General features: G+C 71.6%; 14 protein-coding genes. 12 read left to right on the forward strand and 2 right to left on the reverse strand.

The genetic code is table 11. The features are described 5' to 3' along the window. Positions 1-190: 190 nt before the first annotated feature. The 4 genes from ACFYML_RS27575 (at position 191) to ACFYML_RS27590 (ending at position 5,670) form a co-directional block, all read left to right on the forward strand. Positions 191-1,009 (forward strand): SAM-dependent methyltransferase, encoded by an 819-nt coding sequence (locus tag ACFYML_RS27575; protein ID WP_387423392.1) that lies wholly within the window; start codon positions 191-193, stop codon positions 1,007-1,009. Between the two features lie 6 nt (positions 1,010-1,015). Then, entirely contained in the window at positions 1,016-3,175 is a 2,160-nt protein-coding gene (locus ACFYML_RS27580; RefSeq protein ID WP_387423393.1) for a putative bifunctional diguanylate cyclase/phosphodiesterase, read from the forward strand. Positions 3,176-3,221: 46 nt separating this feature from the next. Further along, a complete protein-coding gene (locus tag ACFYML_RS27585) occupies positions 3,222-3,722 on the forward strand; it encodes a DUF456 domain-containing protein (protein WP_387423394.1) in 501 nt (166 codons plus the stop codon). A gap of 382 nt (positions 3,723-4,104) precedes the next feature. After that, positions 4,105-5,670: an amino acid permease gene (locus tag ACFYML_RS27590; RefSeq protein ID WP_387423395.1), complete on the forward strand. Its 1,566-nt coding sequence runs from the start codon at positions 4,105-4,107 to the stop codon at positions 5,668-5,670. A gap of 52 nt (positions 5,671-5,722) precedes the next feature. Here the strand turns inward: ACFYML_RS27590 and ACFYML_RS27595 are convergent, their stop codons facing one another. Continuing rightward, a complete protein-coding gene (locus tag ACFYML_RS27595; RefSeq protein WP_387423396.1) occupies positions 5,723-6,346 on the reverse strand; it encodes a winged helix-turn-helix domain-containing protein in 624 nt (207 codons plus the stop codon). A gap of 260 nt (positions 6,347-6,606) precedes the next feature. After that, on the reverse strand, positions 6,607-7,122 hold the full coding sequence (locus ACFYML_RS27600; RefSeq protein WP_387423397.1) for a hypothetical protein: 516 nt from the start codon (positions 7,120-7,122) through the stop codon (positions 6,607-6,609). A gap of 243 nt (positions 7,123-7,365) precedes the next feature. Between ACFYML_RS27600 and ACFYML_RS27605 the strand changes: the two genes are divergently transcribed. The 8 genes from ACFYML_RS27605 to ACFYML_RS27640 all read left to right on the forward strand — a co-directional run bounded on the left by ACFYML_RS27605 (position 7,366) and on the right by ACFYML_RS27640 (position 22,367). Continuing rightward, entirely contained in the window at positions 7,366-8,433 is a 1,068-nt protein-coding gene (locus ACFYML_RS27605) for a LuxR C-terminal-related transcriptional regulator (protein WP_387423398.1), read from the forward strand. Continuing rightward, positions 8,414-9,460 (forward strand): LuxR C-terminal-related transcriptional regulator, encoded by a 1,047-nt coding sequence (locus ACFYML_RS27610; RefSeq protein ID WP_387423399.1) that lies wholly within the window; start codon positions 8,414-8,416, stop codon positions 9,458-9,460. The genes ACFYML_RS27605 and ACFYML_RS27610 overlap by 20 nt, the downstream gene beginning before the upstream one ends. 429 nt (positions 9,461-9,889) lie before the next feature. After that, on the forward strand, positions 9,890-13,870 hold the full coding sequence (locus ACFYML_RS27615) for a carboxypeptidase regulatory-like domain-containing protein (protein WP_387423400.1): 3,981 nt from the start codon (positions 9,890-9,892) through the stop codon (positions 13,868-13,870). Positions 13,871-14,223: 353 nt separating this feature from the next. Then, positions 14,224-15,588, forward strand: coding sequence for a glutamine synthetase family protein (locus tag ACFYML_RS27620; RefSeq protein ID WP_387423401.1), 1,365 nt, complete (start codon positions 14,224-14,226; stop codon positions 15,586-15,588). 27 nt (positions 15,589-15,615) lie between these two features. Further along, a complete protein-coding gene (locus tag ACFYML_RS27625; protein ID WP_387423402.1) occupies positions 15,616-16,971 on the forward strand; it encodes an aldehyde dehydrogenase family protein in 1,356 nt (451 codons plus the stop codon). A 5-nt stretch (positions 16,972-16,976) separates the two neighbouring features. Next, on the forward strand, positions 16,977-17,744 hold the full coding sequence (locus tag ACFYML_RS27630; protein ID WP_387423403.1) for a 3-oxoacyl-ACP reductase: 768 nt from the start codon (positions 16,977-16,979) through the stop codon (positions 17,742-17,744). Positions 17,745-17,800: 56 nt separating this feature from the next. Then, entirely contained in the window at positions 17,801-18,505 is a 705-nt protein-coding gene (locus ACFYML_RS27635) for a gamma-glutamyl-gamma-aminobutyrate hydrolase family protein (protein ID WP_387423404.1), read from the forward strand. A 208-nt stretch (positions 18,506-18,713) separates the two neighbouring features. Continuing rightward, positions 18,714-22,367 carry a SpoIIE family protein phosphatase gene (locus ACFYML_RS27640; RefSeq protein ID WP_387423405.1) on the forward strand — a complete coding sequence of 1,218 codons (3,654 nt, stop codon included), beginning with the start codon at positions 18,714-18,716 and terminating at the stop codon, positions 22,365-22,367. Positions 22,368-22,379 lie beyond the last annotated feature (12 nt).

A 22,379-nucleotide genomic window follows, 5' to 3' on the forward strand; every position in this document is an offset into this window, starting at 1 on the left:
CGGGCCGGCCGGTCGGCCCCGGCACCGGCGGTCTGCCGGTCCGGGCCGTCGACTGTGGATCTCCCGCACCTGGTGCTCGGCGCATAGAGTGGTCAGGACGACACGATCCCGCGGGTCGGCCGGTGTCCCTTCCGAGTGCCCGGGCGCCGGACGTTCCCGCACACGCGGAGACGACCTGGGGGGCCGAGCGATGCAGACGCCGGACGGACCACCCGCCGAGATCGACCTGACCCGGCCCAGCGCGGCCCGGGTCTACGACTACTTCCTCGGTGGCGCGCACAACTTTGAGATCGACCGGCAACTCGCCGAGCAGATCGCCGGCATGACCCCGCACCTGCCCGCCACCATGCGCGCGGGCCGGGAGTTCCTGCGCCGGGCGGTCCGGGTGCTGCTCGACGCCGGCATCGACCAGTTCCTCGACATCGGGTCGGGCATCCCCACCGTCGGCAACGTGCACGAGGTCGCCCAGGCGGCCAACCCCGACGCCCGGATCGTCTACGTCGACATCGACCCGGTCGCCGTGGCACACAGCCAGGAACTGCTGGCCGGCAACGACCGGGCGGTCGCCGTCCGGGCCGACCTGCGCGACCCGAAGCGGATCCTGGACGAGGCCCGGTCCAGCACGCTGATCGACTTCGACCGTCCGCTCGGCATCCTGCTCGCCGGGGTGGTCCACTTCATCCACGACGCCGACCGGCCCGCCGACATCCTGGCCACCCTGCGGGCCGCCGCCGCACCGGGCAGCTACCTGGTCATCTCCCACTCCACCTTCGAGGACCAGCCGCAGGAGATGCTCGACGCGCAGCGGTTGTCGGCGCGTACCGCCACCGAGATCACGCTCCGCTCGCGGGCCGAGGTCACCGACTTCTTCGGCGACTGGACCATCCTTGCGCCGGGCGTGGTGCACATGCCGTTGTGGCGGCCCGACTCGCCGTCCGACGTGGACGATCACCCCGAGCGGTTCGGGGCGTTCGGCGGCGTCGCCCGGTACGACCGGCCCGCCGGCTGAGCCGACATGAGCGCCCCCGACGGGGACGACCTCAGCCGGCCGGGTGCCGCCGCGTACGCCGCCGAGTGGGCCCGGGCGGTGCGGCGGCTCGGGTTCGTGCCGATGAGCGCGGCCGAGACCGAGCGCCTGCTGCTGGCGCACGTCGTACGCCTGGGCCGGGCGCTGCGCGCCCCGACCTTCTCCGCCGAGGCGGGGGAGGAGGTGGGGCGGGCCCTGGTGGAGGCGCACCTGACCGAGCCGGGGGTGCTGGACTGGTCGGTCCGGGCCCTCGGCGACCGGTTCCTGCCCTCGGTGCTGCCGACCCGCGCCGAGCTGCCCGAGGCGCGGGACCGGGTCGCCGCGTTGCAGGGTGCGCTCGCCGCCGGCTTCGCTCGGGCGCTGCGCGACCGCACCTTCTACCAGCAGGAGCGGATCGCCCGCTCGGCCTGGCAGGCCCGGGACGCGGTGGAGCAGGCCCTGCGCGACAGCGAGGCCCGGTTCCGCACGATCTTCGTCGGCGCGGCCATCGGGATCGGCATCGCCGGGGTGGACGGGCGGATCATCGACGTCAACGAGTCGTTCGCGGACATGCTCGGCTACTCCGTCGCCGAGCTGCGCCAGATCAACGTGGCCGCGCTCTTCCACGCCGACGACGCGGCCGGCATGTGGGAGCTCTACCAGGAGCTGATCGAGGGGAAGCGGGACAGCGCCCGGGTGGAGAAGCGCTACCACCGCAAGGACGGCAGCGTCGTCTGGACCGACCTGGCCGTCTCCCTGATCCGGTACGACGACGGCCGCCCCCGGTTCACCGTCGCCATGATCGAGGACATCACCGAGCGGCACGAGCTCCAGCAGCGGCTGCGTTTCCAGGCGCTGCACGACCCGCTCACCGGCCTGCCCAACCGCACGCTCTTCTTCGAGCGGTTGGGTGAGGTCTTCGACCGGGCCGGCCCGGAGGAGCGGGTCGGGCTCTGCTTCCTCGACCTGGACGGCTTCAAGGCGATCAACGACAGCCTCGGCCACGACCTCGGTGACCGGCTGCTCAAGGTCATCGCCCGGCGGCTGTCCGACTGCGTGGCCGGCCGCGGCCACCTGGTGGCCCGGATGGGCGGCGACGAGTTCGTCATCCTGGTCGACTCCGGCGGCGGCCTCGACGACGCGGTGGAGGTGGCCGAACTGGCCCTGGCCGCGGTGTCCGCCCCGGTCCAGGTCGGGACCCAGCAGCTCGCCGTCTCGGCCAGCATCGGCATCGTCGAGTGCCCGGTCGAGGAGACCAGCGTCTCCGAGCTGATGAAGGCGGCCGACACCACCCTCTACTGGGCCAAGGCCGAGGGGCGGGGCCGCTGGGCGGTCTACGACCCGGAGCGCAGCGCCGCGGACATCGCCCGCTCGGCGCTGGCCGCGAGCCTGCCCGCCGCCCTGGACCGGGGCGAGTTCGTGCTGCACTACCAGCCCATCGTGTCGCTGCTCGACGGTTCCATGCTGGCGGTGGAGGCGCTGGTCCGCTGGCAGCACCCGGAGCTGGGGCTGATCGGCCCGGACCGGTTCATCGGGCTGGCCGAGGAGACCGGCCTGATCGTGCGCCTGGGCGCCTGGGTGCTGAGGCAGGCGTGCCGGGACGCGGAGGGCTGGCGGCGGGCGTATCCGGACGCGCGGCTGGTGGTCAGCGTCAACCTGGCCGCCCGGCAGGCCGACGATCCGGCGATCGTGGAGACCGTCGCCGAGGCCCTGCAGCACACCGGGCTCCCCGCCGAGCTGCTGCAGCTGGAGCTGACCGAGAGCGCCGTGATGGGCAGCGGCGGGGAGCCGTTGCGCGCTCTGCACCAGCTCGCCGACCTGGGCGTACGGCTGGCCATCGACGACTTCGGCACCGGGTACTCGAACCTGGCGTACCTGCGGCGGCTGCCGATCCACTGCCTGAAGCTGGCCGGCCCGTTCGTGGAGGGGATCCGGGCCGACGGGGCGGACGCCACCGCCGACCACCGGGACGAGCGGATCGTCGACGCGCTGGTCCGGCTGGCCCATGCGGTCGAGCTGTGGGTGACCGCCGAGGCGGTGGAGACGGAGGCGCAGGCGGAGCGGCTGCGGGCGCTGCGCTGCGACACCGGGCAGGGCCGCTGGTTCGGCGCCCCGGTCCCGGCCGAGCACATCCGCCGCCGGCTGGCCGGTGAGGAGGAGGCGGCGTGACCGGCTCGCCGCCGGTCGGGCCCACCGGCGGAGCGAGGGAGGCGGCGTGGACCTGACCGACACGCAGGCGTTGGTCTCGGTGCTGGCCGGCCTGGCGATCCTGGCCGGGCTGGCCGGGGTGGTGGTGCCCGGGCTGCCGGCGCTGCCGCTGTGCTGGGGCGGGGTGCTGGTGTGGGCGCTCTTCGGCGACGCCGGCCCGGGGCGCTGGGCGGTGCTCGCCGCCGCCACCGTGGTCGCCGTCGGCGGTGGGGTCGTCAAGTATCTCTGGCCGGGGCGGAACCTGAAGCGGACCGGGGTGCCCACCTCGTCCCTGCTGGCCGGGGGCCTGCTCGGGCTGGTCGGGTTCTTCGTGATCCCGGTGGTGGGCCTGCCGATCGGCTTCGTGGGCGGGATCTGGGGCGCCGAACGGCTGCGGCTGGGCAGCAACCAGCTTGCCTGGCCGGCCACCGTCCAGGCGCTCAAGGCCGCCGGGCTGTCCATGCTGGTCGAGTTCCTGGCCGGGCTGGTCATCGCGGCGCTCTGGGTCGCCGGGCTGCTGTTCGCCTGATCGGCCGGGCCGGTCGACGTCGCCGAGCCGGGCCTTCACGGCCGGCAGACCGGGTGCGACGGCGCGGGCGTCCGGGGGGTACGGCGAACCGCCGTACATCAGTGAGAGAGAGGTGGACGCCGCGCGCCGTCGCGGGCCGGGCGTTGCCGAGCGCCCGGCGTTGGGCCCGTCGCGATCGGGCCTGGTCACTGGGTCAAGGATGCCGCCGGCGCCACGGTGCGGCAACGCATTTCGCGCCGGTGCGAGGGGCGCGGGCGGTCAATGGTCTGATCCTGGCCGAATTTTCGGTCGATCTCCATTGACCTGATTGCGGGTTCGGGCCCATTATCCCGTCAGGCGGTGACGCAGGTCACAGTCTTCGCCCTCCTCAAGGGAGACACCGATGAGCTCAACGATTGAGGACGGAGTACCCCCACCTTCGCCGGTCTCGGACGAGGAACGGCTCGCGCAGCTCGGCTACAAGCAGGAGCTGCGTCGAAAGCTGTCCGGCTTCTCCAACTTCGCGGTCTCGTTCTCCATCATCTCGATCCTGGCTGGGGCGATCACGTCGTACGGCATCGCGATGACGGCGGGCGGCCCGCTGGCGATCACCCTGGGCTGGCTCTTCGTCGGCGTCATGGTGATCTTCGTGGCGCTGGCCATGGCGGAGATCTGCTCGGTTTATCCCACCGCCGGGGCCCTCTACTGGTGGGCCGCCGCGCTCGCCAAGCGGAACAAGGCGGTCTGGGCCTGGTTCGTCGGCTGGTTCAACTTCCTCGGCGAGGTGGCGGTGACCGCCGCGATCGACTTCGGTGCGGCCATCACCACCTCCGCCTTCCTGAGCCTCGCCTTCGACATGGAGGTGACCGCGGGACGCACCTTCCTGATCTTCCTGGTGATCATCGTCGCGCACGGCCTGCTCAACACCTTCGGCGTCAACCTCGTGCGGCTGCTCTCGGACATCAGCGCCTGGTGGCACCTCGCCGGCGTCGCGGTCATCGTGATCGCCCTCGCGTTCGTGCCGGACCAGCACAAGCCCATCTCCGAGGTCTTCCTCGAGGTGCGCAACGAGACCGGCTTCACCTTCGCCGGCGCGGCCGGCTACGCGGTGCTCATCGGCCTCCTGATGGCGCAGTACACCTACACCGGGTACGACGCCAGCGCCCACGTGGCGGAGGAGACCCACGACGCCGCCCGCTCCGCGCCCCGCGGCATCGTGATGTCGGTCGTGGTCTCGGTCCTCGCCGGCTTCGTGCTCCTGTTCGCCATCACCTGGTCCATCCAGGACTACGAGGCCGAGCGGACGACCGCGCTGGGCCTGCCCCCGGCGCAGATCTTCATCGACGCGGTGGGGCAGGACCTCGGCACGTTCCTGCTCTTCATCTGCGTGGTCGCCCAGTTCTTCTGCGGCATGGCATCGGTGACGGCGAACTCCCGGATGGCCTATGCGTTCAGCCGGGACGGGGCGTTGCCCGGCTCCGGGATCTGGAAGCGGGTCAACCAGCGCACGGGCACCCCGACCAACTCGATCTGGCTCTGCGTGGCCTGCTCCACCCTGCTCGTCCTGCCGTCGCTCTGGAACACCACCGCCTACCTGGCCGCCACGTCCATCGCGGTGATCGGCCTCTACATCGCGTACGTGGCCCCGGTCTTCCTGCGCCGGCGCACGGCGGACTTCCGGGTCGGCCCGTGGAACCTGGGTCGGTGGAGCGCGCCGGTCGGGTGGATCGCCATCGGCTGGGTCGCGGTCATCTGCGTCCTGTTCGTGCTGCCCACCAGCAGCCCCGTCACCGCCAGCACGTTCAACTACACGATCGTCGCGGTCGGCGTCGTGCTCGGCGGTGCCTGGCTCTGGTGGGTGCTCAGCGCCCGGCGCTGGTTCACCGGCCCGCGCCACAACGTGGCGGATCCGGTGATCCCCAGGCCGGCGACGGGCGCCGAGCCGGTCACGGAGCCGACCACAGAGTAGGGATCTGGCGCGCGGACCCGAACACATCGATCTGGAGGACCCGGAAGGCCCATCACTCCCAGATCTGGTTTCGGCTCTCTCGCGCTTCTTCGGCGTTCGTTGACAGCACCGCGCCGGGGTCGACGAGACGCAGGCCGACGCCGCGCACCGCCTGAATCCGCAGCGGGCAGTCCAATTCGTCGAGCTTGCGGCGGAGTCGCTTCACCACCGACCACACGTCGCCCCGGCCGCCGAGGTGGTCGTTGCCCCAGACCGCGAGGTGCAGCGACTCGAAGGTGCAGGTGTGGCCGAGTTCTGCCAGCAGAAGGTACCGAAGCAGGTCGTGCTCGAGGGGTGACAGGGGCACGGTGCGCCCGGACCAGGTTGCCACCCGCCTGTCCGAGTCGACCTCCAGGACGGCATCAGCCGTTCCTGCGGGGGCTCGCGGAAGCGGCTCGACGACGCGTGGACGGACTGACGGGGCTTCGGTGGGCGGGGCGCTGCTGACAAGTAGCGAAAGGAGTTCCTCCGGCGACGAGACCAGCAGCACCGGAGCATGGCCGATCACCAGCGATGCCAGGCGCACTCTCTCCTCCCTCGAGGAGGCAATCGCGATGATCACGGTCGCGCCGTCGTCCCCCGGTGGACCTTCCACCCGGACGTCCTTGATGGACGTCTCCCCGTGAGCGAGAGTCATTTTCCTCCTTTACTGGCCCCGCGCTTGGGTAGCTGTCCCAGGACGACCGATGTTTGATCTTGGTGCGGTTCCGTATGGTCGAGCGCTCGGACGACTGGTCCCACACTCAGGGCCGCGCATGAAGATCAACCATTGGCCCCTGGTGACGCAGGTTTTACCAACACCCCTGACGGGACTTATCGACGGGGATAAGGGGAAGTGGCAGCGGGGATGAATGGCGGTGGGTGGGCGCCGGCGTGTCCACCCACCGCCGCGAACGGTCAGTCGACCGACGTGAGCCCGTACGCCCGGATCAGCGTCTGGTCGATGCTGTTGCCGGCCACGTCGGTGGCCTTGACCCGCAGCGACACCGCGCCGGATGTGTTCGCCACGGCCGGGTGGTGCACGATGGCGCGCACCGTGCCGTTGTTGAGACTGACCAGGTCGACCTTCGTCCAGGTGCCGCCGTCGTCGTAGCCGCTGTCGACCAGGGCCCGGACGTTGAACAGCTCCTCGTCGAGTTTGCCGGCGGCGAGCAGCGACATCGCGTCGCTCGGTATGGCGTAGAGCGCCTCGCCGACCTTTCTGGTGGCGTAGCTGACGTTGTGCCGGTCTGATGCCGGCCGTACGGTGGCGGTCGCGTCTCCATTGGACAGAGTGGTCAGGTCGACCACGTCACCGGTCACCAGCGTGACGGTGTTCTTGGCGAGTACGGCGGCCGCTGGCGGCGCGGCCGGTGGGACTTCCGGTTGCGTGGCGGCCGGGGCGGCGGCCGCGAGCATCGTGGCGACGGTCACGGCCGCTACCGCGGCGACAGCCGTCCTGGGGCTGGGTGCGCACATTTGTGACCGTCGATTCATCTGCTCCTCCTCGATGGCGCGGGGGTGGCCGAGAAAGGCCCGCAAGGGCGGCTACGATGCCGGTGCGGCTGACATGGACGGAGAACGATGGCTTGATCGACCTTGGCACGGGGGTGACGTATTCCGGAAGGCGTCAAACTTTCCTATTGACGACAATGGCGGGAAAAGGAGACGGTGGACATGCATCATCCAGCCGTGCTCGGCGTACTCGGCCTTAATCAGACCGAACAGGACTTCTACGAGCGACTGATCGGTTGCCCGCCGATGACAGTCGGTCAGCTCGACGAGCTTGCCGACGAATGCGGCTGTACCGGTCAGGCCGGCCGCGTCCTGTCGCGACTCGTCCAGCTCGGACTGGTCGCGGCCGTGCCCAGCGATCCCGAGCGCTGGTCGGCCACTCCGCCGAACACCGCCCTGCAGATGCTGCTCACCGCCCGTGACCGCGCGCTGGCCGAGGCGCGCGGGCGGGTCGCCGACCTGGTCAGGCGGTTCGTTCGGACCGAGATCAATCACGACCACGCGGCCATGGTCGAGGTGATCCGCGGGCGCGAGAAGCACATCCGGCGGTTCTCGGAGCTGCAGCGCCGCGCGCGCCACCAAGTGCGCGCGTGCGACGGGCCGCCATATCCGGCCAACGACGCGGTCCAGCTCAACACCACGGAGGTCGACCAACTCCAAGCCGGGCTCCAGGTCCGGGTCATCTACGACCGCCGAGCACTGGACATCCCTGGCCGGCTGGCCGACCTGGAGGCCGGTATCGCCGCGGGTGAGCAGGCCAGGGTGGCGGACATCCCGCTGAAGATGATGCTGTTCGACGACACGGCGGCGGTCCTGCCGCTGTCTCAGCCACCGGATGTGGAGTCGCGACTGGTGGTCCACCACCCGGTACTGCTGGACGCGCTGTCCGCCTTGTTCGAGATCCATTGGCAACACGCGCTGCCGCTGCACGTCAGCGGAGGCCGGGCCGAGCTGGACGGGAGCGGAACGACGCCCTCACCCATGGACCGGCACCTGCTCGTGCTGCTGGTCGCCGGTCAAACCGACCAGGAGATCGCCGCCCAGCTCGGCGTTAGCGACCGCACGGTCCGCGCCCGGGTACGTGCCATGATGGCCCGGCTGGATGCAACCACGCGGTTCCAAGCCGGCTACCAGGCGGTGGTACGTGGCTGGCTGACGACCGGCAGCCAGGACTCCCCCGATGCCGTCCCGACCACCACGGCCCCAGCCGATGCCGCCAGACTTCGGTGACCAGGACAACTGTTCGGTGATCGGGCTCGCCCCAGCCGAGCAGACCGCCTACGAGCTGCTGATCGAACGGCCGTCGGCCACACTCGCCGACCTCGACGCGGCGTGGTCCCGGCCCGAGCCGCTGGCCGAGGTGCTGGCCGGCCTCGAAGAACGGTCCCTGATCAGCCGCGAGGCCGGCCCCCCGGTCCGGTTCCAGGCGGCCTCTCCCGCAGCGGCCTTCGGCGCGCTGTTCGCTGACTACGAAGAGCAGCTCGAGCGGGCCCGCCGGCACGTCGCCGTGCTCGACGCCGCCTATCAGGCCCAGCCCGCGGTATCGGACAGCGCAAGCATGGTCGAGGTGATCACCGGACCGCGCGCAGTTCGCCAGCGATGGCTGCAGATCGAGCGAAGAGCCCGCCAATCCATCAGCTGCCTGGCCAAGCCGCCCTACCTGTCGACGGCGGGCGGGCTGGCGGTCGGGGTGCTCGACAGCACCAACCCTCGCGAACCCGACCGCGATGCGGTGCGCCGCGACCTGACCTGGCGCACCATCTACGACCGCTCGGCCATCAAGCATCCCGGTTCACTGGCCGCCGTGGAGCGCTCGATCCAGGCCGGACAGCTCGCCCGGGTGCTGCCCGACCTGCCGATCAGCCTCTGGCTGGCCGACGCGAAGGTCGCGTTCTTGCCCCTGCAACGCCATACGGCGGCTCAGGACGCAATCATCGTGGTCCACCCCTCGGCGCTCCTGGACGCCCTGGTCTCGCTGTTCGAAGGGCTGTGGCAGCGCGCGCTGCCGCTGCACCGGCCCGCGCCCGGCCAAGCCGAGCCCGATGACACAGGGCGCCTCGGGGACGATGGGGACCGGCTCATCACCTTGCTCCTGTCGGGGCTCACCGACGAGGCGATCGCGCGTCAACTCGGCCTGTCGCACCGCACGGTGCAGCGACGGGTCGCCGCCCTGATGGCCAATCTCGGCGCACACAGCCGGTTCCAGGCCGGTGTGCGTGCCGCGCTGCAACAGGCACCCCGCTGGTCGGCTGAGTGACCCAGATCCCCGGGGACGGGCCGAGTGCCATCTGCACCACGTAGGTCTCGGTCGGCTGCGGGCTGGCACTCGCGGTGCTGGTCCCCGGCACGATGGTGAGTCCCATGGGCACTACGCCCAGCGCAGTCGGCGCGGTTGTCCGCTGCTGCGAGGTACTTGGGACGAGGACCCGGCGACGCCGCACGGTGACGACGCGCTGACTATCAGTTGGCCGCAAGTTGACCGGATTGCTGCCGAGTTGCCCATGCCGCCGGGTAGCCCCAGCTATGCCGAGTGATTCATGTTGTTCTATAGCCCACGACCGTGGGGTGTCATGCGCGTTCTGTCTCTGGGGGCGCGCTAGTCCATGGAGGTTCCGTGCACACACGAACCAGGCATGCGAGACGCGCGTCAGTCGTGACGGCGGCTCTCGCGGTTCTCGCGACAGCGATGGCGAGCGCAGGACCCGCCGCGTTCGCCGCGCCATCGACCACAGCACCGTCAGCCAACCCGGCCGACAAGCTCACCTCGGCCGTCGAAAAGACGCTCACCACGCACGACTCGGCGGACTTCTGGGTGAAGCTGTCGGCGAAGGCCAACCTGGACGCGGCGCCGGACATCGCCGACTGGGGCAAGCGCGGCCAGTACGTCTACGACAGGCTCACCAGCACGGCCAAGACGTCCCAGGCCGACGTGATCCAGCAGCTCGAGGCGAACGGCGCCGACTACGAGAGCTTCTGGATCAGCAACCGCATCCTCGTCGAGGACGGCACGCTGGAGCTCGCCAAGGAGCTCGCCGCCCAGCCCGAGGTCAGCCAGATCGCCGAGATCACGAAGTTCGACCTCGTCGACCCGGTCAAGCGCGAGAAGGCACCGGCGAACGCCCCGGCCACGGTCGAGTGGGGCCTCGACTTCATCAACGCCCCTGAGGTCTGGGCCCAGGGCTTCACGGGCGAGGGCATCGTCGTGTCGAGCGTCGACACCGGCGTCCAGTTCGACCACCCGGCGCTCGCCGACGGTTACCGCGGTCGGCAGCCCGACGGGACGATCGTCAACGACTACAACTTCTTCGACTCCTCCGGGCGGTGCGGCTCGTCCGGCAATCCGTGCGACGTGAACGGGCACGGCACCCACACCATGGGCACCATGATGGGCGACGACGGTCAGGGCAACCAGATCGGTGTCGCGCCCGACGCGCAGTGGATCGAGGCCAACGGCTGCGACACCTGCTCGGACGTCGACCTGCTCGAGTCCGGTCAGTGGATCACCGCGCCGACCCGCAGGGACGGCACCGCTCCCAACCCGGCGATGCGGCCGCACGTCGTCAACAACTCGTGGGGCGCGGTCGCCGCCGGGGCCATCGACGACTGGTACCAGGACATCACCGACGCGTGGGCTGCCGCCGGCATCTTCGGCGCCTGGTCGGCGGGCAACAGCGGTCCCGGTTGCCAGACGACCTCCTCGCCGGGCGCGAACACTACCAACTACTCGGCGGGCGCGGTCGACTCCTCGGGCCGCATCGCGTCCTTCTCCTCGCGCGGTCCCGGTGAGGGCGGCGGGATCAAGCCGAACATCTCGGCCCCAGGCGTGAACGTCCGCTCCTCGGTCCCCGGTGGTGGGTACGCGAACTACAACGGCACCTCGATGGCCGCCCCGCACCTCGCGGGCGCCGTCGCCGTACTGTGGAGCGCCGCACCGGCACTGATCGGCGACATCCCGGGCACCTGGGAACTGCTGAACCGGACCGCCCACAACGTCGACGACACCTCGTGCGGCGGCACCGCCGAGAACAACAACGTCTACGGCGAGGGCACGCTCGACCTGGCCGCGCTGATCGACGCTGCGCCGATCGGTGACATGGGCACCGTTGCCGGCACCGTCACCGAGGCTGACGGCGACCCGATCAGCGGGGCGCGCGTGACGGTCGACGGCGAGCACGACCGTACGGTCACCACCGGCACGGACGGCACGTACTCCGTCCGCGTCGCCGTGGGCGACTACCAGGTCTCGGCCTCGGCGTTCGGCTACCTGCCGTCTGCCCCGACCGGCGCCACGGTCACCGTCGACGCGACCACGACGGTGAACATCGACCTCGATGCCGCGCCACGCCACACCGTGTCCGGCACCGTCACGGACATCGCCACGGGCAACCCGTTCGTCGGCACCACGGTGAGCATCTCCGCACCGATCGACCCGGTCACCACCGACGCCAACGGCGCGTTCGCGTTCACCGACGTGCCCGAGGGCACCTACACGATCTCGGTCGAGGGCGGCTCCTGCACGAGCGAGTTCTCGGAGGAGGTCGTCGTCGACGGCGACGAGACGGTCACCGCCCGAATCGCCCGGAGGTACGACGGCTTCGGGTACTTCTGCACGGTCGGCAGCGACGGGCTCGCCACGGGTGACACCCGGGTGAACCTGACCGGTGACGACGCGGCGACCACGGTCCCGCTGCCGTTCTCGTTCCCGTACTACGACGGTGACTTCACGACGGCGTACGTGACCACCAACGGCCACGTGAACTTCGCCGGGCTCTCGACGGCATACAGCAACGTCGCGATCCCGAGCAGTGCCGTGCCCAACGCGGCGATCTACCCGCTGTGGGACGACCTGTACTTCGACGCCTCGGCGGGTCTGTACACCGCGACCACCCAGGTCGATGGGGTCGACGCGTTCGTGCTCGAGTGGCGTAATGTCACGACCTACGGCAACCGCAACCTGCGGACGAACTTCTCCGTGACCCTCCTGGCGAACGGTGAGATCGAGCTCGGCTACGGGGCGAACTCGGGCGGAGCGGCGGCCGGCAGCTCGGCCACGGTGGGAATCGAGAACGAGAACGGCACCATCGCCCACCAGTTCTCCTACAACACCCCGGCGATCAACGCCGGAATGTCGATCCATTACGACTCCGCGCCGCGGGGCACGGTGGCCGGCACGGTGACCGACCGGAACACGGGTGCGCCGATCTCCGGCGCGACCGTGGCCATCTCCTCCGACGCCCAGAGCAAGACCGTGACCACTGGAGCGGACGGCACGTACTCGATGTCGCTCGTCACCGGTGGCTACTTGGTCAAGATCACGGCGCCGAAGTATCGGGATGCCACCGGCTCGGTCATGGTCACCGAGGACGACACCGTGAGGTTCGACGCCGCGCTGGCCGCGGGCAAGGTGACCATCGTTTCTGATGGCGACACCCATGTCAATCTGCCGATGGGCGGCTCCCACACCGAGCAGCTCACGATCACCAACGAGGGCACCGCCCCGGCGGCGGTCGATCTGGAAGCCCGCAGCGGCGAGTTCACGCCGCTCGCCACGCGCGCTCTCACGGCGGTGAAGGGTAAGGCGACCGTCCCGGCGTCGGTGGCCCCGAAGGGGAATCTGTCGGCGGCCGGCTCGTCGATGTCGGGTTCGAACGTCAAGGGCGAGACGGTGACGCCTCAGGCGGCGCAGATCCCGGCCGACGAGATCACCATCACGCACTCCGCGTCGCAGGCGATCATGGCCGGCAACTCGGCGTCGTGCAACAACGGCGCCACCACCCGGAACAACTCGTACCTGCGGACGTTCACGCTGGCCGACTTCGGGCTCAACGGCCTGGACGTGTCGAGCGTGTCGTTCGGGGTGGAGGTGAACCAGGGGAGCCAGCCGCTCACGGTCAACCTCTACACGCTCAATGGCGACCTGCGGTACGCCAACATGACGCTCATCGGCTCGGCCAACGCCACGGTTCCGGCCGGTAACGGCAAGCTGGTGACGGTCCCGGTCGAGGGCGCGGTCCCGTCCGGCGGCACCCTGGTGGTCGAGGTGAAGGTCCCTGCCGATGGCTACTTCTTCATCGGCTCGAACAACGCCGGGCAGACGGCGCCGTCGTACATCGCCTCGGTGGACTGCGGCATCTCCGAGCCGGCCGACACGTCGTCGATCGGCTTCCCCGGCATGCACATCGTGATGAACGTGGCGGGTAGCACGGGCGGCGCTCCGGCGGACTGGGTGTCCTTCGACAACCCGTCCTTCACGCTCAACCCGGGCGAGTCGCGCACGGTGAAGGCGACCATGTCGGCCGCCGTCGACCAGCCGGGCGCGTACTCCGCCGCGATCGGTGCCAGCACCAACACGCCGTACAACGTGGGTGAGGTGCCGGTGTCGATGAACGTCACCGCCCCGAAGTCGTGGGGCAAGGTCACCGGCACCGTCACCGCGGCCGACGGCCAGCCGCTCGGTGGCGCCATCGTCCAGGTGAACGGCGGCAACGGATACCGCAAGACGCTGGTCACCGAGAACGACGGTACGTACGCGTACTGGATCGACGCGAGGGTGAGCCCGCTCACGCTGATCGTCGCGGCCGAGGGCTACGCGCCTGCAACCGCGAAGGTCACGCTCAAGGCGGGCCAGACGGTTAGGGCGAACTTCTCGCTCAACCCGCTCCGGTAGCGCGTACACGGGGCGCGCCGTAGCGCGCGTCCCGTAGCGCGCCTCCTGTACGACGACGGCCCGGTCACCATCCAGGTGGCCGGGTCGCCGTCGTGCATCGAACGGACCTGAGCGGCCTGCTCCGCCGCCATCAGGATCAGGGAGACGCCCCGATTCGGTGGCTCCGGTCGACGTGACGATGACGTGACGCCGCCCGGGCTTGCCTTCGCCGTCGAGGACGGTTGCCGAACAGCGGTTGGCGTCGCGATTGACGGTGCGACATCTCGAAGCGGCAGGGCCGGTCGATCGCGTCCGGAGAGAGCATTGACGGTGATCCGGTTCGGCCAGTAGACCTTTCTCATGGAGGCGCGCCGATGAGGAAAGCCCCGCTCACGTTGGAACAGCTGCGCGTCGCGGTCGCCGATGGCGAGCTCGACACGGTGGTGCTGGCCCTGGCCGACATGCAGGGCCGGCTGCAGGGCAAACGGTTCCACGCCCCGTACTTCCTCGACCAGGTGGTCGCGCACGGCAGCGAGGGCTGCAACTACCTGCTCGCCGTCGACGTCGACATGAACACCGTCGACGGGTACGCGATGTCCAGCTGGGAACGCGGCTACGGCGACTTCGCGCTGAAGCCCGACCTGGACACCCTGCGCCGGATGCCGTGGCAGCCGGGCAGCGCCCTGCTCCTGGCCGACCTGGAGTGGCTGGACGGCACCGGCCCGGTGGTCGCCTCGCCCCGGCAGATCCTGCGCCGGCAGCTCGACCGGCTGGCCGGGCACGGGCTGACCGCGTACGCCGGGACCGAGCTGGAGTTCGTGCTGTTCCGCGACTCGTACGAGGCGGCGTGGCGGCGTGGCTACCGCGGCCTGACCCCGGCCAACCAGTACAACGTCGACTACTCGCTGCTCGGTACCGCCCGGGTGGAGCCGCTGCTGCGCCGGATCCGCACCGAGATGGCCGGGGCGGGACTGACCCCGGAGAGCGCCAAGGGCGAGTGCAACCTCGGCCAGCACGAGATCGCCTTCCGCTATGACGAGGCGCTGGCCTGCGCCGACCACCACGTCATCTACAAGAACGGGGCGAAGGAGATCGCCGCCCAGGAGGGCATGTCGATCACCTTCATGGCGAAGCCGAACGCGCGGGAGGGTAACTCCTGCCACATCCACTTCTCGCTGCGCGACGCAGCTGGCCGCTCGGCCCTGCTCGGGGACGGGCCGGCGCACCTCAGCGTGACCGGGCGGCGGGTGCTGGCCGGCCTGCTCGCCACGATGCGTGAGTTCAGCCTCTTCTTCGCCCCGAACGTCAACTCCTACAAGCGCTACCAGCCGGGCTCCTTCGCCCCGACCGCGCTGCGCTGGGGCACCGACAACCGCACCTGCGCGCTGCGGCTGGTCGGGCACGGCCAGGGCATGCGGGTGGAGAACCGGGTGCCCGGCGCGGACGTCAATCCGTACCTGGCGATCGCCGCGCTGGTGGCCGGCGCGGTCTACGGCATCGAGCGCGAGCTGGAGCTGGGCGAGGAGTGCACCGGCAACGCGTACGACGACGGGACCGCGGCGCGGGTGCCGGGGACGCTGCGCGACGCGCTCGCCCTCTGGGAGTCCTCCGCGGTGGCCCGGGACGCCTTCGGCACCGAGGTGGTCGCCCACTACGCCAACCAGGCCCGGGTCGAGCTGACCGCCTTCGACGCCGCCGTGACCGACTGGGAACTGGTCCGTGGCTTCGAACGGCTCTGACCGGCCGGACGTCCAGGAGGAGGGCACGTGACCGAGGTACGGAACCCGGCGACCGGGGCGGTGCTGCGCGAGGTGGCGGCCACCTCGCCGGCCGAGACCGACGCGGCGATCGCCCGGGCGGCCCGGGCGTACGAGTCGTGGCGGGCGGTGGCGCCCGGCGACCGGGCGCGGCTGCTGCGGCGGTTCGCCGCGGTGGTGGACACGCACCTTGAGGAGCTGGCCCTGCTGGAGGTCCGCAACGCGGGCCACACCATCGGCAACGCCCGCTGGGAGGCGGGTAACGTCCGGGACGTCCTCGACTACTACGCCGGCGCCCCGGAGCGGCTCACCGGCCGGCAGATCCCGGTGCCCGGCGGGCTGGACGTCACCTTCCACGAGCCGCTCGGCGTGGTCGGCGTGATCGTGCCGTGGAACTTCCCGATGCCGATCGCCGGCTGGGGCTTCGCGCCGGCTCTCGCCGCCGGCAACACGGTCGTGCTCAAGCCGGCCGAGCTGACCCCGCTCACCGCGTTGCGCCTGGCCGACCTCGCGCTGGAGGCCGGGCTCCCGGAGGGGGTGTTCACCGTCCTGCCCGGGCAGGGGAGTGTGGTGGGGGAGCGGTTCGTCACCCACCCGGCGGTGCGCAAGGTCTGCTTCACCGGCTCCACCGAGGTCGGTACCCGGATCATGGCCGGCTGTGCTGCCCAGGTGAAGCGGGTGACGCTGGAGCTGGGCGGGAAGTCCGCCAACCTGGTCTTCGCCGACGCCGACATCGAGAAGGCGGCGGCCACCGCGCCGTACGCGGTCTTCGACAACGCCGGCCAGGACTGCTGCGCCCGCTCGCGGATCCTGGTCCAGCGCCCGGTGTACGACCGCTTCCTGGAGCTGCTCGAACCGGCCGTGCGCGGGTTCCGGGTCGAGGATCCGGCCGCCGAGACCGCCGAGATGGGGCCGCTGATCTCCGCCGGGCACCGGGACCGGGTCGCCGGCTACGTCGACGGGGCGAAGGTGGCCTTCACCGGCTCCCGCCCCGCCGGCCCCGGCTGGTGGTACGCCCCGACTGTGCTGCTCGCCGACTCCCCCGCCGACCGGCACTGGCGCGAGGAGGTGTTCGGCCCGGTGGTCTCGGTGCTTCCCTTCGACGACGAGGCGGACGCGATCCGGCTCGCCAACGACACCGAGTACGGCCTGTCCGGGTCGATCTGGACCCGGGACGTGGGCCGGGCGGTCCGGGTGGCCCGGGCGGTGGAGTCCGGCAACCTCAGCGTGAACTCGCACTCCTCGGTCCGCTACTGGACCCCGTTCGGCGGCATGAAGCGCTCCGGACTCGGCCGGGAACTGGGCCCGGACGCGCTGCACGCCTTCACCGACGTCAAGAACGTGTTCATCTCGACAGAGGAGTGACCGCAGTGCAGGGACGGCTTCAGGACCGGGTCGCGGTGGTGACCGGGGCAGGCAGCGGGATCGGGTTGGCCACCGCGCGGCGGTTCGCCGCCGAGGGGGCGCGGGTGGTCTGCGTCGACATCGACCCCGAGGCGGGCAAGCGGGCCGCCGACGAGGTGGGCGGCGAGTTCGTCGCCTGCGACGTGGCCGACGAGGCGTCGGTCCGGGACCTCTTCGACGGGGTGGCCGAGCGGCACGGCCGGGTCGACATCGCGTTCAACAACGCCGGCATCTCCCCGCCGGACGACGACTCCATCCTGGACACCGGGCTGGACGCCTGGGAGCGGGTGCTGCGGGTCAACACCACGAGCGTCTACCTGTGCTGCAAGTACGTCATCCCGCACATGCGCCGCCAGGGCAAGGGCTCGATCATCAACACCGCCTCGTTCGTGGCGCTGATGGGCGCGGCGACCTCGCAGATCGCGTACACCGCGAGCAAGGGCGGGGTGCTCGCGATGACCCGGGAGCTGGGCGTGCAGTTCGCCCGGGAGGGGATCCGGGTCAACGCGCTCTGCCCCGGCCCGATCGCCACGCCGCTGCTGCTGGAGCTGTTCGCCAAGGATCCGGAGCGGGCGGCCCGCCGGCTGGTGCACGTGCCGATGGGCCGGTTCGGCGACCCGACGGAGATCGCCGCCGCGGTGGCCTTCCTGGCCAGCGACGACGCCTCGTTCATGACCGCCGCGCAGTTCGTGGTGGACGGCGGGATCACCGGCGCCTACGTGACACCAGTGTGAGCGCGAGGAGTGAGCCGGGTTTGCGAGCCCCGCAGTCGCGAACGAAAGGCGGCCCGGTGAGCCGGCCGATCATCGGGATCACCGCGTACGTCGAGCCGACCGGCTGGGCGGTGTGGCGGGACGTCCCGGCGGCGCTGGTGCCGCAGGCGTACGTCCGGGCGGTGACCGCCGGCGGCGGCCGCGCCGTGGTGCTGCCCCCGGACGACGCGGACGCGGACGTGCTGCGGGTCCTCGACGGGCTGCTGCTGGCCGGCGGCGCCGACGTCGGCCCGGAGCGGTACGGCCAGCCGCCCGACCCGCGCACCGAGAGCCGGCCGGACCGGGACGCCGGCGAGCTGGCCCTGCTGACCGCCGCGCTCGCCGCCGACCTGCCGGTGCTCGGCGTGTGCCGGGGCATGCAGCTGCTCGCGATCGCCCACGGCGGCGCCTTGCACCAGCACCTGCCGGACGTGGTCGGCCACGACGGGCACCGGCCGGCGCCCGGGGTGTACGGCGTCCATCCGGTCCGGTTCGCCCCGGGCAGCCTGGCCGCGGCGGTGATGGACGGGGTGGACCGGGTCAACTCGTACCACCACCAGGGGGTGGCCGACCCGGGCAGCCTGACCGCCACCGGCTGGGCCGACGACGGGGTCGTGGAGGCCGTCGAGGACCCGGGGCGGCGCTTCCTGCTCGGGGTGCAGTGGCATCCGGAGAACGACCCGGATCCCCGGCCGGTGGCCGCCCTGGTCCGCGCCGCCACCGGCGAACCGGTGTCCACGTGACCCAGATCACCGATCCCGCCGGCCGTCCCTCGGCGATCCGTGTTCGGCCCGACTCGCCGCCGGCCGCGGGTTACGCCAGGATGAGGCGTAGGTAACCAGCGTCCGGGTCGGGCCTGCGTTTACCGTGCTCCTCCGCCTGGGTAGGAGGCGGGGACGGCCGGCGGAGTTTGCGCCGGCCGTCGTGGACATGGCCGGAGCGGGAGGCTGCATGGGCTCGGCCCAGGGGGGCGAGGACCGGGATCACGCGTCCTCGGGGACAGTCGCGGCGCAGTTCCCACCGCTGCTGGCCGCGGCGTTCGCCGCGGGCGGTGAGATGGGCGCGCGGCTGGGTGCCTTCCAGTGGTCCGGCAGCCCGCTCGGCACCCCGGACAACTGGCCTCCGGCGCTCCGGCACGCCGTCAGCATGATGCTCTCGTCCCGGGCCCAGATCGCGATGTTCTGGGGCGAGGACCACCGCGCCTTCTACAACGACGCCTACCGGCCGACCATCGGCGACAAGCATCCGGCGGCGATCGGGCAGCCCGCCCGCGAGCACTGGGTGGAGACCTGGGACGTCCTCGGACCGCTGCTGGAGGGGGTACGCCGCACCGGCGAGCCGTACCGCGGTGAGAACCATCCCTTCGTGCTGGACCGGCACGGCTTCCTGGAGGACGTCTACTTCGACGTCTCGTACGATCCGATCCGGGACGCCGACGGCACCGTCAGCGGCGTTTTCTGCTTCGTCAACGAGACCACCGGCCGGGTGCTCGGCGAGCGCCGGCTGCGTGCCCTGGCCGAGCTGGGCAGCCGGCTCGCCGACGTGCAGAGCACGGCGGAACTGGGCCGGTCCGCCGCCCGGGTGCTCGGCGCGTACCGGCCGGACGTGCCGTTCGGCGCGATCTGGCTGACCGACGGGGACGGCACGCCGGCGCTGGCCGGCTACACCGGAGTCGACCCGGGCCGCCTCGCCGGCGGGCCGCCGGAGCCCGCCGCCGACGGCGCCGCCCGCGCGGTGTCCGTCGCGGACCTGCTCGGCGAGGTGCCGCCCGACGCCGCCGACCACGCCCTGGTGCTGCCGCTCACCGCCGCCAACGAGCCGGCCGGCGTGCTGCTGCTCGGGCTGGCCCGCCGGCTGCCGTTCAGCGACGACTACCGCGACTTCGTCGACCTGGTCGCCGCTCAGATCTCCCGCGCGCTCGGCAACCAGCGGGCGTACGAGCAGGAGCGGGCCCGAGGCGCCGAGCTGGCCGCGCTGGACCGCGCCAAGACCAGCTTCTTCGCCAACGTCAGTCACGAGTTCCGCACCCCGCTCACCCTGGTCCTCGGCCCGCTGGAGGACCTGCTCGCCGACCCGGAGCTGCCCGCGGCCTACGCCGAGCGGCTGAGCATGACGCACCGCAACGCGCTGCGGCTGCTCAAACTGGTCAACACCGTGCTCGACTTCTCGCGGCTGGAGTCCGGCCGGCTGACCGCCCACTACCAGCCCACCGACCTGGCCGACTACACCTCCCGGCTGGCCAGCACCTTCCGCTCGGCCACCGAACGGGCCGGACTGCGGCTGGTGGTGGACTGCCCGCCGCTGCCCGCGCCGGTCCACCTCGACCGGGACATGTGGGAGAAGATCGTCCTCAACCTGGTCTCCAACGCGGTCAAGTTCACCTTCGAGGGTGAGATCCGGGTCCGGGTCCGCCCCGGCGACGGCGTCGCCGTGCTGACCGTGGCCGACACCGGCGTCGGCATCGCGCCGGAGGAGCTGCCGCAGGTCTTCGAGCGGTTCCACCGGGTGCCCGGCGTGCGCACCCGCACCCACGAGGGCACCGGTATCGGCCTCGCCCTGGTCCGCGAGCTGGTGGAGATGCACGGCGGGACGGTGCAGGCGCACAGCGTCGTGGACCAGGGCACCACGTTCACCGTGACCGTCCCGTTCGGGTACGCCCACCTGCCCGCCGACCGGGTGGCCGCCCGCGCCGCCGCACCGCTGGGCGAGCCCGAACAGGCCCGGCTGCATGTCGCCGAGACCGCACTCTGGACCGACGAGATGACCGTGCCCGCCGGCCCGCCGGAGCCGGCCGAGGTGCCCGCCGGGGCGGGCCGGATCCTGCTCGCCGACGACAACGCCGACCTGCGTGAGCACGTCAGCCGGCTGCTCTCCGCCTCGTACGAGGTGGTCGCCGTCCCGGACGGCGCGGCGGCGCTGCGACTGGCCGTCGAGTCCCCGTTCGACCTGGTGCTGGCCGACGTGATGATGCCCCGGCTGGACGGTTACGGGCTGGTCAGCGCGTTGCGGGCCAACCCGGTCACCCGGCACGTGCCGATCGTGCTGCTCTCCGCCCGGGCCGGCTCGGCCGAGGAGGTCGCCGGGCTCTCGGTCGGTGCCGACGACTACCTGACCAAGCCCTTCTCCAGCCAGGAGCTGATCGCCCGGGTCCGGGCCAACGTCGAGCTCGGCCAGCTGCGCGGGCAGATCATCCGCCGGCTGCGGGCCCTCGCCGACGCGGCCGTGGCGGTCAACACCGCCCGCTCCACCGCCGAGGTGGTGCAGGTCGCCGCCCGGCACGCGCTCAGCCTCGCCGAGGCCGCCCGGGCGGCGGTCACCGCCACCGGCGCCCGGTACGAGGCCGACGGCGGTGGCGAGACGAGTGCCGAACCCTCAGCCGTCCTGCCGCTGACCGGCACCAGCGGTGTGCAGCTCGGCGAGCTGCGGGTGTGGCGCCGGGAGGGCGGCGGCACCGAACAGGCCGCGCTCACCGAGCTGGCTCGGCTGATCGGCGTACGGCTGGAGAACGCCCAGCTCTACGAGGCCGAGCACCGGATCGCCACCACCCTCCAGCACAGCCTGCTGCCGCGTACCCTGCCGCAGTTGCCGGGCGCGGTGGTGGCCAGCCGCTACCTGCCCGGCAGCGCCGAGGTCGAGGTCGGCGGCGACTGGTACGACGTGATCGGCACGCCCGACGACGAGCTGGTGCTGGTGATCGGCGACGTGATGGGCAAGGGCGTCCGGGCCGCCGCCGCGATGGGCCAGCTCCGCAACGCGCTGCGGGCGTACGTGCTGGAGGGCTACGACCCGGGGCAGGCGCTGACCCAGCTGAACCGCCTGGTCGGTTCCACCGAGGGCGGCTCCTTCGCCACCGTGGTCTGCCTCTGGTTCTCCCCGCGCACCGGCCGGCTGCGGTACGCCAGCGCGGGTCATCCGGCACCCCTGGTGATCCGCGGGGACGACGTGTCGTACCTGCACGACCGGGCCCTCGGGCCGCCGGTCGGGGCGATCCCGCAGGCCGAGTACCGGACCGTCGAGGGCGAGTTGGCCCCCGGCGGCCGGCTGCTGCTCTACACCGACGGGCTGATCGAGGACCGGAAGCTCGGCATCGACGCCGGGCTCGGGCGGCTCCGGCTGGACGCCACCACCCGGGGCGAGCACGTGGCCGATCTGGTCGACGCGGTGGTCCAGCGGGTCGCCGAGCGTACCCGGCACGACGACGTGGCCGTGCTCGCGTTGGAGGCGACCGAGCTGAACCGGTTCGTGCTGCGGCTGCCCGCCGAACCGACCCGGCTCAGCGTGCTGCGCAAGCGGCTGGAGGACTTCCTGGTCGCCCACCACGTCGGCGAGACCGACCTGTTCGACCTCACCGTGGCGATCTCCGAGGCCGCCGCGAACGCCATCGAGCACCCGGTGTCGCCGACCGAGCCGGTGATCGGCGTCGAGGTGACGATCGAGGACCGTACGGTGACGGCCACCGTCCGGGACAGCGGGCGGTGGCGGGAGTCCACCGGGTCGAGTTTCCGCGGCCGGGGGCTGGCGCTGATCCAGGCGCTCGGTGAGCTGACCGTGACCCGGTCCGCGGCGGGCACCGAGGTGACGCTGCGCCGCCGGTTGGCGGACTGACGGCAGTCCGAG

The sequence above is a fragment of the Micromonospora sp. NPDC007230 genome (assembly GCF_042869115.1).
Lineage (GTDB): Bacteria > Actinomycetota > Actinomycetes > Mycobacteriales > Micromonosporaceae > Micromonospora.